The following is a 12,985-nucleotide window of genomic DNA, read 5'->3' on the forward strand; positions in this document are numbered from 1 at the left end:
CCAGTTCGGGCATTCGCGTGATCCGTAAGGCCACGCTGCTCGCCGCGCTGCTCGCCCTCACCGTGGTGGCGACCGCGCCCGGCGCGGCTGCCACGAAGTCCGCGAAGGCGAGCAGGCAGACCCTGGCCGTGTCGATCGCGTCGATCTCGCCTCAGGTGCCGACCTCGCAGACCGATGTGATCAAGTTCACCGGCACGCTCCGCAACGACAGCGGCGCGCCGCAGAGCGGCCTGCGCGTACGCCTGCGCTACACGCCGCAGAAGCTCCCCGACCGCGTCACCATGGCCGCCTACCAGACCGACCAGAATCCCGCGACGCTGCCGTTCCGCGCCTCGCAGAACTCGTTCATGGACATCCCGGCGCTGGCCGCCGGCGCCCAGGCACGATGGGAGTTCACCGCGACCCCCATACAGCTCGGCTACGGCTCGTTCGGGGTCTACCCGGTGGCCGTGGAGGTGATCCAGAACGGCCTGCAGGTCATGGCGCCGCAGCGCACGTACCTCACCTACGCGCCTCCCACGGTGCCGAAGCTGCCGCGCAACAAGCTGGCCATCGCCCTGCCCGTCATCGACCAGCCGCACCGCGGGACCGACGTCGACCCGAAGACCCGCATGCCGCTGTTCGTGAACGACAAGCTGAGCCAGTCGATCACCGGCAAGGGCCGCCTGGCCGACCTGGCGCGCATCGCGCAGGCCGCGCCCAAGGCCGTCACCTGGCTCATGGAGCCCTCGCTGCTCGACGACCTCGACGCGATGAAGAACAAGTACCTGGTCAAGGTCAAGGACGAGACGCAGGAGAAGCCCGCCAACCCCGAGGCCGCCAACTGGCTGACGACCATGCGCACCGCGCTGGCCGACTCTCCCGTGGTCGCGGTCCCGTACGCCGATCCCGACGTGGCCGCGCTCGCGCACCAGGGGCTGGACACGCAGACCGGCCGGGCGATCGAGCTGGGCAGGCAGAAGGCCGCCGCGCTGCTCCAGCGCGAGGTCAAGACCAACATCAACTGGCCGCCCGCGGGCATGCTCGACGCCGACGCGCTCGACCTGCTCTCGGTCAGCCTCCCGGCCGGCAAGGAGCGGGTCGACACGGTCCTGCTCAACTCCACCAACCTGCCGCCGCAGCCGCCCGTGCCGTTCACACCCGACGCCGCCTCCACGCTCGACTCGGTGAACGGGCCCGTCACCGCGCTGGTCGCGGACGCCGAGCTGAGCAAGCTGTTCGAGCCCGCGGCGCCCACGTCCGTGCTGCTCAGCACGCAGCGGTTCATCGCCGAGACCGCCATGATCGCCGCGGAGGCCGGCCAGGCCTCGCCCAGGTCCCTCGTCATCGCCCCGTCGCGCCGGTGGGACCCCAACCCCACGCTCGTCAACGCGCTGATGAAGACCGCGGACAACCTGCCGTGGCTGCGGCTGACCCCGCTGGAGTCGATCAAGCCGGGCAAGCTGTCGGTCCCGCGCGCCGGGCTGACCTACAGCGACCAGGACCGCAAGGAAGAGCTGACCGCGAAGTACCTCGACCCGGTCAAGGGCCTCGCGTCGAAGGCGCAGCTCACTTCCCTGATCACGGAAGCCAAGACGCCGTCGAGCTTCGACGCGGCGGTCCTGCGGCTGACCTCCTCGGCCTGGCGCAACAGCACCCGCGCGGGCCGCGCGGTGACCAAGCTGGTCAGCGCGGCGGTGACGGACCAGACCGACAGGATCCAGATCACCGGAGCGGGCCCCAGCTGGACGCGCACGCTGGCGGGCAGCAACGGCGCGGTCCCGATCAGCGTCAAGAACGAGCTGGGCGTTCCGATCGCCCTCTACATCGACGTCACGTCCAACAACCGCGAGCTGTTGCAGGTCAACTTCGACCAGCGCGGGCCGATGAAGATCGGCCCGCGGCAGAGCGGCACGGTCCAGGTGCCGATGAACGCCGCGGCCGGCACGAGCGGCGACGCGACGGTGACCGTGCAGCTCAAGACCTCCGACAACCAGCCGTACGGCAAACCGCAGCGGCTGACCATCCGTATCACCGGCTACACCGGGATCGCCTCGGTGATCGTGGGCGCCGCCCTGACCGTGATGCTCGCCGCCGTGGTGATGCGAGTGCTGCGGCGCAGGTCGGAGCGGAAGCTCGCGCACGCGGCCAAGACCCGGGAGAATGAGATCGTATGAGTCGCATGCTTCGGGCCAGCGCCATCATGGCCGCGGGCACGATGGTGTCCAGGGTCACGGGGTTCGTGCGGACCATGGTGCTGGCCTACGCCATCGGCACGAAGGCGCTGGGCGACTCCTACAACGCGGCGTACGCGATCCCGTACAGCATCCTCGACCTGCTGCTGCTCGGCGTGCTGAGCAGCGTCGTGGTGCCGATGATCGTCCGGGCCCAGCAGCACGACGCCGACGGCGGCCGGGCGTACGAGCAGCGGCTGCTGACGCTCTCCGGGGTGGCGCTGATCGTGGTCGCGGTGGTGGCGGTGTTCGGCGCGCCGCTGCTGATCGACCTCTACACCGACTGGGCCCCGGGCAGCCCCAAGTTCGAGGTCGCGGTCACGCTGGCCCGCTTCATCCTGCCGCAACTCGCCTTCTTCGGCGTGGGCGCGGTGGCGGGCGCCATCCTCAACACCCGCGACCGTTACGGCGCGCCCATGTGGGCGCCGGTGGTCAACAACCTGGTCGTCATCTGCGTGTTCCTGGCGTACGCCATGGTCGGCGGCGAGCGCGACAACATCGAGCAGATCAGCACCGGCGACATGGCGCTGCTCGGGCTGGGCACCACGGCGGGCATCGTGGCCCAGGCGGTCATCCTGATCGTGGCGCTCAAGCGGGTCGGGTTCGTCTTCGTACCCCGCTTCGACGTGCGCAACGCGCGGCTGGGCGAGATGGCCAGGGCGGGCGTCTGGACGATCGGCTACGTGATCGTCACCCAGCTCGGCTTCATGCTGACCACCAACCTGGCCAGCGCGGCCGGCGACGTGGTCGAGGGGCACGGCATCAGCCCGTACACGCTGGCGTTCCAGCTCTTCCAGCTCCCGTACGGCGTCATCGGCGTCTCGGTGATCACCGCGATGCTGCCCAGGATGAGCCGGGCCGTCGGCGAGGGGCGCTTCCACGACGTGCGGAGCGAGTTCGGGTCGAGCGTGCGGCTGATCTGCTCGCTGATGGTGCCGGTGTCGCTGCTGCTCATGGTGCTCGGGCCGGCGATCACCGTGCCCATCTACGGCCACGGCGCCAACAGCGTCGCGGACGCCGTCTTCATCGGCAACGTGCTGCAGGTCTACGGGCTCGCGCTGGTGCCGTTCGCGCTGTTCCAGCTGTTGCTGCGGGTCTTCTACAGCTTCGGCGACACCCGTACGCCGGTGTTCATCGGCGCGGCCACCACGGCGGCCAACGCGGCGCTCATGCTGGTGTTCAACGCGTTGCTGCCGGCCCGGTACCTGGTGATGGGGCTGGCGCTCGCGTACGCCATCGCGTACGCGCTGGGCGCGGTCGGGGCGTGGTTGCTGGCCAGCCGCCGCGTCAGAGGGCTGGGTGGCTGGACCATCGGCATGGCGTTGACCAGGATGTATCTGGCGGCTCTGCCCACCGCTGTGGTGGCGCTCGCGGCGGTTTGGGTAGTCACGGGGGTGTTCGCCGGGCTAGGGTTCGTCAATTCGCTGATCGTTCTCGCGGTCGGCGGGGGCCTCGGGTTGCTGCTCTATCTAGGCGTCGCGCACAGAATGCGCATCCCCGAGGTCAATTCCATCGTTGGGATGGTCGCTGGGCGGGTAGGCCGGTAAAGAACGCGGGCCGAATCCACTCGGCACTAACATGGAGCCCGACACGCGCGAATGGAAGCAGGAGGGGCGTGGGCGGATCCACCCGGCATAGCGTGCCTTCGTGGGACACCACCACGCAGGTGAGTCGAGTCATGAACACGCCCGATCGGCCAAGCGGAGTGAACCTGTGAGCACGTCGGCCGTCGAACCCGGCACCCGTCTGGCCGAGCGCTTCCGGCTCGAGGACCGCGTCAGCGAGTCCGACGGAGCCACGCTCTGGAAAGCAATCGATGAGATCCTCGCGCGTCCCGTGGCCGTCCACACCTTCGCGCCCGACTTCCCCCGCGTCCACGAGGTGGTCACGGCCGCCCGTGCCGCGAGCAGGCTGACCGACCCGCGCCTGACGCAGGTTTTCGACGCCGCGGAGGACGACAAGGCCGCCTACGTCGTCAGCGAGTGGGTCACCGGCGAGTCGCTGACCGACCTGCTCGCCTCCGGCCCGCTGGATCCCGAGCGCGCGGCGGGGCTGGTGGCCGAGGCCGCCGAGGCGCTCGCGCACGCCCACGAGGCCCAGCTCTACCACCTGTGCCTGCGCCCCTCCCACCTGGTGTGGACGACGGGCAACACGGTCAAGGTGCTCGGCGTGGCCGTCGACGCGACCCTGTACGGGCTCACCACCGACCAGCCGGCGCTCGACGACGCCGAGGGGCTGGGCCGGCTGCTGTACGCCGGGCTGACCGGTCACTGGCCGGGCGACGAGGAAGAGGGCGGCCTGCCCGCGGCCCCCATGACCGACGGCCACTTCTGCACACCCCGGCAGGTCACCGCCGGCGTGCCGAGCTACCTCGACACGGTGACCGTGCGCGCGTGCCTGCCCGAGTCCCGCAGGGGCACGGGCGCGCTGGCCAGCCCGTCCGACGTGGCCGAGGCGCTGTCCGGCGTGGCCAGGCCCATGCCGATCCCGATCTCCTACCCCTCGACCCCCGCGGTGGCCTCCGCCTCCCACACCGAGGGCCTGGACCTCGTCCACCGGCAGCAGCTCACCGTCCCGCAGAGCCCGCCCCCGCCGCCGCGCCGTCCCGCGGGCGGCGGCAGCACGCTCAACCGCGTGCTGATGACGCTGGTCGTGCTGCTCGTCATCGCGGCCGTCGGCGTCGGCGCCTGGACGATCGGCCGCAGCCTGGGCAGCCCGACCAAGCCCGAGGCGTCGGGCTCCAGCCCCAGCGCCTCCACGTCCGCCTCGGCCGAGGCCCAGACCGTCAAGCCGAAGAAGGCCCAGGGCTTCGACCCGCTCGGCGACAACAACGAGAAGCCCGAGATGGCCGACCTGGCCATCGACGGCAAGCCCGGCACGCTGTGGAAGACGGAGCGCTACACCAGCGCCGACCTGGGCAATCTCAAGAAGGGCGTCGGCCTGCTGCTCGACATGGGCAAGTCCATGCAGATCAGCGACGTGGTCGCTACGCTGTCCGATGCTTCGGGCGCGTCCGTCGAGCTCAAGGTGGGCGACTCACCCGATCTGTCCGCACTGAAGACGGTGGCGACCGCGAAGAACGCCGCAGGTAAAACCACTCTTACCCCTGATCAACCGGCAACTGGACAGTACGTTTTGATCTGGTTTACCCGGGTTCCGATGGATGGCGGCGAGTTTCATGGCACCATCTATGAAGTAGTGGTGCACTCTCCCGGATCGGCATAACCAGGAATCTCTCTTGTGAACTCCCCACCCGAGACACCCTCAGCAGCGGAGCGGCCGGCGATCACAGACGCCGAGCTGCTGACCGCGCACATCAACGGGGACCCTCACGCCTTCAGCGAAATCGTCAAACGGCACCGCGACCGCATGTGGGCGGTCGCCCTGCGTACGCTCGGTGACCCCGACGAGGCCGCCGACGCCGTGCAGGACGCCTTCGTCTCCGCATATCGCAAGGCTTCCACGTTTCGCGGCGAAGCGGCCGTCACGACCTGGCTCCACCGGATCGTGGTCAACGCCTGCCTCGACAGGATGCGCCGTAAATCGGTCAGGCCCGTCGCCGACGACGAGCTGATCGAGGCCGCTGAGCGCGAGACCCCCCTGCCTGACCAGACCGTCGAACGCGAAGTCTCCATGGAGGTTTCGGCCGCATTGAAACTCCTGCCCACCGACCAGCGGGCGGCTCTCGTCCTCGTCGACATGATGGGTTATTCGGTCGAAGACGCAGCTCAGGTGCTCCAAGTGCCGAGCGGCACGGTCAAGAGCCGGTGCGCTCGAGGGCGCGCGAAACTTGCCCCAATTCTTTCCCATCTGCGGAACCGATCGGACCTCAATCGCGTCTCATCCGCGAAGGGAGCAGAACTTCGTGACGGGTGATACGCACTACGATCTGGAAATCCTGGCCGAGCTGGCCGAGGGTCTCCTAGACGTCGACACGGCGCGCCGGGTCCGCGAGCATCTCGCGGTCTGTGACCCATGCGGGGAGCTACTGGCAGACCTGGCGGCGGTTCGCGAGGTGCTCGCGGCGACCCCCACACCGGCCATGCCGATGGGCGTCGCACTGCGCATCGACAAGGCTTTGGCCGCCGAGGCGGAGTTCCGGCGGGGAGGTGTCGGCCTCGTGGAGGCGCCCGACTGGGACGAGCTCATGCGGGACGCCCCGTGGGAACGACCGGTCGAGGTGGCCGCTGAGGCGGCCCCTGAGCCGGTGCGGCTGGGCGTCGTCTCCGACGACGGCACGATCGTCCCGGCCAAGCCCTCTCGCAGACGCCGATGGGCGATGCCCGCGATCGCGGCCGCGGCGGCGGTCGCCGTGGTGGGCACGGCGGTGGCCTCCACCGGCCTGCTCGCGAGCGGCGGCGGAAGCAGCGGCGTCGACGTGATGGCCGGCGGCGTGACCGAGACCTCCGTTGTCCCCTCGACCCCGGCCAAGGTCCCCACGATGGCCAGGTCCTACGGGCTGACCGACAGCGGCCACAACTACAGCGACCAGGACCTGCGCCAGCCGCTCGAAGGCATGTTCGGCTTCCAGCGCATGGTGGGTGGCGGCTCCGACGACGACGGCAAGGTCGACAAGTGCGTGAAGCGGGTCTCGAGCCGCTCCAAGCTGCCGGCGTACGCGGTCGACCAGGGCCAGTACAACGGCCAGGAGGCCCTCGTCGTGGCCTCGTGGAAGGACAAGGCCAGCCAGAGGCTGCGCATCGACATCGTCGACCCGTTCAACTGCAAGAACCTGCGTAAGCCCACACTGGGCCGCTGGTAAAGGACATACACGTCAGAGCCCGCCTCGGCGGGCTCTTTCGCTTTGTGCGAGCGTTGTGTGTAGGGCCGGGAATCAGGGCGGCCTAGGATCTGTTGACGCCCGTGCAACAGCAGACGAGGAAGGCGTGGGAGCGTTGAGCGACGTTCGTAACGTGATCATTATTGGATCCGGCCCAGCTGGCTACACCGCGGCCGTCTACTCCGCGCGCGCCGAGCTCAAGCCGCTGGTCTTCGAGGGCTCCGTGACAGCCGGCGGCGCCCTCATGAACACCACCGATGTGGAGAACTTCCCGGGTTTCCCCGACGGCATCATGGGCCCCGACCTCATGGACAACCTGCGCAAGCAGGCCGAGCGGTTCGGCGCCGAGCTGGTCACCGACGACGTGGTCGAGGTGGACCTGGAGGCGAACCCCAAGGTCGTCAAGACCCACACCGACACCTACTACGCCAAGTCGGTCATCCTGACGATGGGCTCCGGCTACCGCGAGCTCGGTCTGGAGAACGAGAAGCGCCTGTCCGGGCATGGCGTGTCCTGGTGTGCGACGTGTGACGGCTTCTTCTTCCGCAACAAGGACATCGTGGTCGTCGGCGGCGGCGACACGGCGATGGAGGAGGCCACGTTCCTCACCAGGTTCGGCCGCATGGTGACGGTGGTGCACCGCCGTGGCGAGCTGCGCGCCAGCAAGATCATGCAGGAGCGGGCGCTCGCGAACGACAAGATCAGTTTCGTCTGGGACTCCGAGGTCGTCGACGTGCTCGGCGACACCCGCGTCGAGGCCGTGCGGCTGCGTAACGTCAAGACCGGCGAGGAATGCGAGCTGGCCACCGACGCGTTGTTCATCGCGATCGGGCACGACCCGCGCACCGATCTGGTCAAGGGGCAGATCGACCTCGACGAGGACGGCTACATCAAGGTGGCGTCGCCGTCCACGGCGACCAACATCGACGGTGTGTTCGCCGCGGGAGACGTTGTCGACCACACCTACCGTCAGGCCATCACCGCTGCCGGCACCGGCTGCTCGGCCTCGCTCGACTCCGAGCGCTGGCTGGCGAACAACGAGAAGTGAGTAAGGAGCGCACCGTGAAGGCTGTCACCGACGCCTCTTTCGAAGCCGACGTCCTCAAGAGTGACAAGGCCGTGCTGGTCGATTTCTGGGCCGAGTGGTGCGGGCCGTGCCGTCAGGTCGCCCCCATCCTGGAGGAGATCGCCAAGGAGCACGGCGACAAGCTGGAGATCGTCAAGCTCAACATTGACGAGAACCCCGACGTTCCGCGCCAGTACGGTGTGCTCCAGATCCCCACGATGAACGTCTACCAGAACGGCGAGGTCGTGAGGCAGATCATCGGCGCCAAGCCGAAGGCCATGCTGCTGCGCGAGCTCGACGGCATCATCTAGCCCGCCCTCCCGCGGCGCGCGCCCGGCCCCCCGCCTCTGGCGGGGGGCTTTCGCGTTCTCCCGGTCTTATACGGCCCTGCTTGAACCGCCCTGCTTGAACCGCCCTGTGCAGCCGCTTGTACGGGCCTGTGCGGTCGTCAGACGGGACGTAGCGCCCGTTCCGGACTCATGGAGCCCAGGAGTCGCTCCAAAGCCACCTCGACGTCCTCACGCCACGAGACGGCGGTCTTGAGCTCCAGCCGGAGCCGCGGAAAACGCAAATGCGGACGAACCGTCTTAAAACCAACAGAAAGGAAGTATTCCGCCGGAACTACGCAACTAGGCTCTTCCCACTTGAGGTCGCCAAAAGCTTCAATGGCTTTCACGCCACGCCTGGTCAGGTCTTTGGCCACGCCCTGGATCAGCATCCGACCCAGCCCGCCACCCGAGAACTCCGGAATGATGTGCGCGGTCATCAGCAGCACGGCGTCGGCGCTGACCGGCGAGGTGGGGAAGGCCACGGACCGGGGGCTGTAGAGCGGCGGGCTGTAGAGCACGAACCCGGCAGGCACCCCGTCGACATAGGCGATTTTCCCGCAACTGCCCCACTCGAGCAGCGTGCCGGAGAGCCACGCCTCCTTCTCCAGCCCAGGATCCCCCGACCGAACCGCCCGCTCCCCGCTCATGGGGTCAAGCTCCCAGAACACGCACCGCCTGCAGCGATGGGGCAGATCTTCAAGATTGTCCAGGGTTATGTTGACCAGCCGACGCGACAACTACGGCCCCCTGTCGTTGACCCGGAAAAGCGCGCGAAAACCGCGTCCACAGGTGGCATCGTAGCCCAGTGAAGATACCGCCAGCGGACACCACGACGGTCGAGCCCGTCACGGGCGACATGTCCGGTTAGCGTAATCTGGTATTTCAGTCCGATATGACACCTAGGAGGTGGGCCGTGACAGGAGAGCTGGATCACGGTCAGGCACCCGCGACCCAAGGGTCGCGCATCGACGCTTACGTCGATCGGTACGCCGCGCGAGCTACCGGGATGGTCGCCTCCGAGATCCGAGCTCTTTTCGCCGTCGCGTCGAGGCCCGAGGTGGTCTCGCTCGCGGGCGGCATGCCGTACGTCACGGCTCTTCCCCTCGACATGGTCGGCGAGCTGGTCTCCGACCTCGTCACCAAGCGCGGCCCCGTCGCGCTCCAGTACGGTTCCGGCCAGGGTGACCCGCACCTGCGTGAGCAGATCTGCGAGGTCATGCGGCTGGAGGGGATCAACGCCGGGGCGGACGACGTGGTCGTCACCGTCGGTTCGCAGCAGGCCCTCGACCTGATCACCCGGATCTTCATCGACCCGGGCGACGTGGTGCTCGCCGAAGGGCCCTCGTACGTGGGGGCGCTGGGTACGTTCGCCGCCTATCAGGCCAAGGTCGTTCATATCGCCATGGACGATCAGGGCATCGTGCCCGAATCCCTCGCCCAGACCATCTACGCGCTGGAGACGGCCGGGGCGCCCATCAAGTTCCTGTACACGATCCCGACCTTCCACAACCCGGGCGGCGTCACCCTGAACATCGCCCGGCGGCAGCAGGTGCTCGACATCTGCCAGCGGGCCGGGGTGCTGATCATCGAGGACAATCCGTACGGACTGCTCGGCTTCGACGGGGAGCCCATGCGCGCCCTGCGCGCCGACAACCCGGACGGCGTGGTCTACCTGGGGTCGTTCTCCAAGACACTCGCCCCCGGCTTCCGCGTCGGCTGGGCGCTGGCCCCGCACGCCATCCGCGACAAACTCGTGCTGGCCATGGAGTCGGCCGTGCTGTCGCACTCCTCGTTCACCCAGCTCGCCGTGGGCCAGTACCTCGCCACGCAGCCCTGGCGGGAGCAGATCAAGACGTTCAGGGAGCTCTACCGAGAGCGCCGCGACGCGCTCCTGGACGCGCTCGAATCCCTGATGCCGCCCGAGGTCACCTGGACGCGACCCGCGGGCGGCTTCTTCGTGTGGGCGACCCTTCCCGAGGGGCTCGACTCGAAGGCCATCCTGCCGCGGGCGGTGGCCGAGCGGGTGGCGTTCGTACCGGGGACCGGGTTCTTCTCGGACGGGAGCGGGGCGCGGCACATGCGGCTCTCGTACTGCTTCCCCGAGCCGGACCGGATCCGGGAGGGAGTGCGGCGGCTGGCCGGCGTGATCGACCAGGAGATGCAGCTGAGGGACACGTTCGGCACCAGCTCGGCCCGCGACCACCAGGGCGTCGACACCCCCGGCCCCGACCTGGCCTAACCCCTGTCTCCAAGGGGGCCGGCACCGCCTCACCGCTCCGCCGGCCCCAACCGAGCCCACCCTCGGACCCCGGCTACCCCCTGCACTGATCACCCTCTTCAGGGACCAGCCAGGCCCCGCTCCACCCACCCCTCTTCAAGCCTGGCCACCCCTGCTCAACTTGTTCCCCAGGCCAGCCACCCCTTGCTCCACCTACTCCCCCGGGCCAGCCGCCCTTTGCTCCATCTGTTCCCGGGGCAGCCACCTCTGCTTGACCTGCTCCCCCGGGCCAGCCGCCTTTGTCCACCCAGCCACCCCGAGGCCTGGCCTGGGCCGCGGCGAGCTGCGCCACCGCGCTGGACCTGTGCCCCTGCTGCACCCCATCAGGCTTCCGGGCATACCTCCCTTCGGCCACGAGCGCCCGCACCAGAGCACCACCAACGCCTTTTGGCCTTCACCCTCCCCGGGCCGCCGCCCACTGCCCGATCTCACACCCACCTGAGAACCGCCACCCGCCTGGCCACGCACCGCCACCCGCTCACCCGCCTGGCCTCGCGCCTGGCCACGCACCACCACCCGCGCGCCTCACCCCGCTCGGGCACCGCCACCGACGTGCCTCACACCCGCTCGCGAACAGCCACCACCGTGGCCTCGCACTCTCACGGACACCGCCACAGCCTTAGCGCCGCTCCCTTCCTGATCACCGTCCCCAGCCCTCCCCCCACGCGCGCCATCCCAAAGTCCGCCCGCCACCACCCTGGCGCACACCATCGCCACTTGCCCCTTCCAGGCACCATCGCCCTGCCCCATAAGCAGGGCCCACTGACCAGATCTCCCTGACCAAGACCCCTGACCGTAGGCCTTCTCCAAGCCCCGCCACCGCCCAGTTCACTGCGGCTTGGCGGTACGGTTGGACAGCGGCGCGTGCGATCAGCGGAGGAGATGTGATGAGCGATCTGGGCCACGTGCTCGTGCTGGCCGGAGGTCTCTCCTATGAGCGAGAGGTGTCCCTGCGCTCCGGTCGCCGAGTCAGCGAGGTGCTGCGTGCGGCGGGAGTCGACGTGGAGGCCCGCGACACCGACGCGTCCCTCGTGCCCTCCATCCTCGCGGACCCGCCGGACGCGGTCTTCGTGACCCTCCATGGCGGCGCGGGCGAGGACGGCGCGATCCGTTCCGTCCTCGAGCTTCTCAATGTCCCGTACGTGGGCGCCGACCCGGACGCGTGCCGAGTGGCCTTCGACAAGCCCACGGCCAAGGCCGTCGTACGCTCGGTCGGCCTGCGGACGCCGCAGTCCGTCACCCTGCCGAAGGAGACGTTCCACGACCTCGGCGCCACGGTGGTGTTGGGGCGCATCATCGAGCGCCTCGGCCTGCCTCTCTTCGTCAAGCCCGCCCGAGGCGGCTCGGCGCTGGGCGCCTCGATCGTCCGCACGGCAGAAGAACTCCCCGCCGCCATGGTCGGCTGCTTCGCGTATGGCGACACGGCGCTGATCGAACAGTACGTGGATGGCGTAGAGGTGGCGGTCTCCGTCGTGGACCTCGGCAACGGCCCGGAGGCTCTGCCGGCCGTGGAGATCGTCCCGGACGAGGGCGTCTACGACTACGCGGCGCGCTACACGGCCGGACACACCGAGTTCTTCGCCCCCGCCCGTCTCTCCGCCCAGGCGGCCACGGCGTGCGCCGAGACGGCGGTAACCGCCCACACGGCTCTCGGCCTCCGGGACATCTCCCGTACGGACCTGATCGTCGACGCAGACGGCATCCCGCACTTCCTGGAGGTCAACGTGGCCCCAGGAATGACGGAGACCTCACTCCTCCCAATGGCCGCCGAGGCTGCCGGCCAAGACCTGGGCGACCTCTGCCGCACCCTCCTCCAGAACGCCGCCACCCGCGCCCACACCTGACCACCACTCCCTCCCACCTCCTCTACAGCCGACCAGTAAGCGCGCCTGCCCCGGACTCCCAGGCGCGCCCTCCCACCCGTGACCTCACCTCACGGATAACCCGCTCCCATTCGCCCGAGCGCGGCTAACTCAAAAAACAGCTCGCGTCCGTGCACCCGCCAGCACAGCCCTCCCGAAAGCCGACGTCGAAGACCGGCTCGGAAGCGAGCACCCAACGGCAAGCCAACCCGAGGCCGAGCAACCGCCAGCACGACCACCCCGAAGCGAACGACCGGCACCAGAGCCGACTCGGCGACGAACGCCTCGCTGCACGGCCAACCTCGCCTCAAGCACCCGACAGCACGCCGCTCCAGAGCGAACGGTCAACACCACTGTCAGCACACAGGCGGACATCCAGCACTTCGGCCAACCCGAACGAGGGCAACCGCCACCGCGAGCATCCCGCAGCGAACACTCGGCACCACGGCCGACACCC

General features: G+C 69.0%; 10 protein-coding genes. 9 read left to right on the forward strand and 1 reads right to left on the reverse strand.

The annotated features are described in order from the left end of the window. Window positions 1-17 precede the first annotated feature (17 nt). From AB0L65_RS30570 to trxA, 7 genes are all read left to right on the forward strand, one after another. Window positions 18-2,156 carry a DUF6049 family protein gene (locus AB0L65_RS30570; protein ID WP_364251970.1) on the forward strand — a complete coding sequence of 713 codons (2,139 nt, stop codon included), beginning with the start codon at window positions 18-20 and terminating at the stop codon, window positions 2,154-2,156. Beyond that, window positions 2,153-3,760 (forward strand): murein biosynthesis integral membrane protein MurJ, encoded by a 1,608-nt coding sequence (murJ, locus tag AB0L65_RS30575; RefSeq protein WP_364251973.1) that lies wholly within the window; start codon window positions 2,153-2,155, stop codon window positions 3,758-3,760. The genes AB0L65_RS30570 and murJ overlap by 4 nt, the downstream gene beginning before the upstream one ends. Window positions 3,761-3,926: 166 nt before the next feature. After that, window positions 3,927-5,438 carry a protein kinase family protein gene (locus AB0L65_RS30580; protein WP_364251976.1) on the forward strand — a complete coding sequence of 504 codons (1,512 nt, stop codon included), beginning with the start codon at window positions 3,927-3,929 and terminating at the stop codon, window positions 5,436-5,438. A gap of 15 nt (window positions 5,439-5,453) precedes the next feature. Next, entirely contained in the window at window positions 5,454-6,089 is a 636-nt protein-coding gene (gene sigM, locus AB0L65_RS30585) for an RNA polymerase sigma factor SigM (protein WP_364251979.1), read from the forward strand. Continuing rightward, the gene (locus tag AB0L65_RS30590; RefSeq protein WP_364251981.1) at window positions 6,079-6,975 is read left to right on the forward strand and encodes a zf-HC2 domain-containing protein; all 897 of its coding nucleotides are present in this window, start codon (window positions 6,079-6,081) and stop codon (window positions 6,973-6,975) included. The genes sigM and AB0L65_RS30590 overlap by 11 nt, the downstream gene beginning before the upstream one ends. 133 nt (window positions 6,976-7,108) lie before the next feature. Then, window positions 7,109-8,041: a thioredoxin-disulfide reductase gene (gene trxB, locus AB0L65_RS30595; protein WP_364251983.1), complete on the forward strand. Its 933-nt coding sequence runs from the start codon at window positions 7,109-7,111 to the stop codon at window positions 8,039-8,041. A 14-nt stretch (window positions 8,042-8,055) separates the two neighbouring features. Next, the gene (gene trxA, locus AB0L65_RS30600) at window positions 8,056-8,370 is read left to right on the forward strand and encodes a thioredoxin (RefSeq protein WP_364251986.1); all 315 of its coding nucleotides are present in this window, start codon (window positions 8,056-8,058) and stop codon (window positions 8,368-8,370) included. 137 nt (window positions 8,371-8,507) lie between these two features. On the opposite strand, the gene AB0L65_RS30605 is transcribed toward trxA, so the two are convergent. Beyond that, window positions 8,508-9,125 carry a GNAT family N-acetyltransferase gene (locus tag AB0L65_RS30605; protein WP_350724210.1) on the reverse strand — a complete coding sequence of 206 codons (618 nt, stop codon included), beginning with the start codon at window positions 9,123-9,125 and terminating at the stop codon, window positions 8,508-8,510. 269 nt (window positions 9,126-9,394) lie between these two features. Here AB0L65_RS30605 and AB0L65_RS30610 point away from each other — a divergent pair, with 269 nt between their 5' ends. Both AB0L65_RS30610 and AB0L65_RS30615 read left to right on the forward strand, forming a co-directional pair. After that, window positions 9,395-10,627: a PLP-dependent aminotransferase family protein gene (locus AB0L65_RS30610; RefSeq protein ID WP_350724349.1), complete on the forward strand. Its 1,233-nt coding sequence runs from the start codon at window positions 9,395-9,397 to the stop codon at window positions 10,625-10,627. Between the two features lie 926 nt (window positions 10,628-11,553). Beyond that, window positions 11,554-12,510 (forward strand): D-alanine--D-alanine ligase, encoded by a 957-nt coding sequence (locus AB0L65_RS30615; RefSeq protein WP_364251989.1) that lies wholly within the window; start codon window positions 11,554-11,556, stop codon window positions 12,508-12,510. Window positions 12,511-12,985: the final 475 nt, after the last annotated feature.

The organism is Nonomuraea sp. NPDC052116 (assembly GCF_040680035.1).
GTDB classification, from domain to species: Bacteria; Actinomycetota; Actinomycetes; order Streptosporangiales; family Streptosporangiaceae; genus Nonomuraea; species Nonomuraea angiospora_A.

Excerpts from the sequence above, each read along its gene's own strand:
- AB0L65_RS30610 (WP_350724349.1), top strand. The coding sequence starts at position 9,395 with ATGGTCGCCTCCGAGATCCGAGCTCTTTTCGCCGTCGCGTCGAGGCCC.
- AB0L65_RS30615 (WP_364251989.1), top strand. The coding sequence starts at position 11,554 with ATGAGCGATCTGGGCCACGTGCTCGTGCTGGCCGGAGGTCTCTCCTAT.
- murJ (WP_364251973.1), top strand. The coding sequence starts at position 2,153 with ATGAGTCGCATGCTTCGGGCCAGCGCCATCATGGCCGCGGGCACGATG.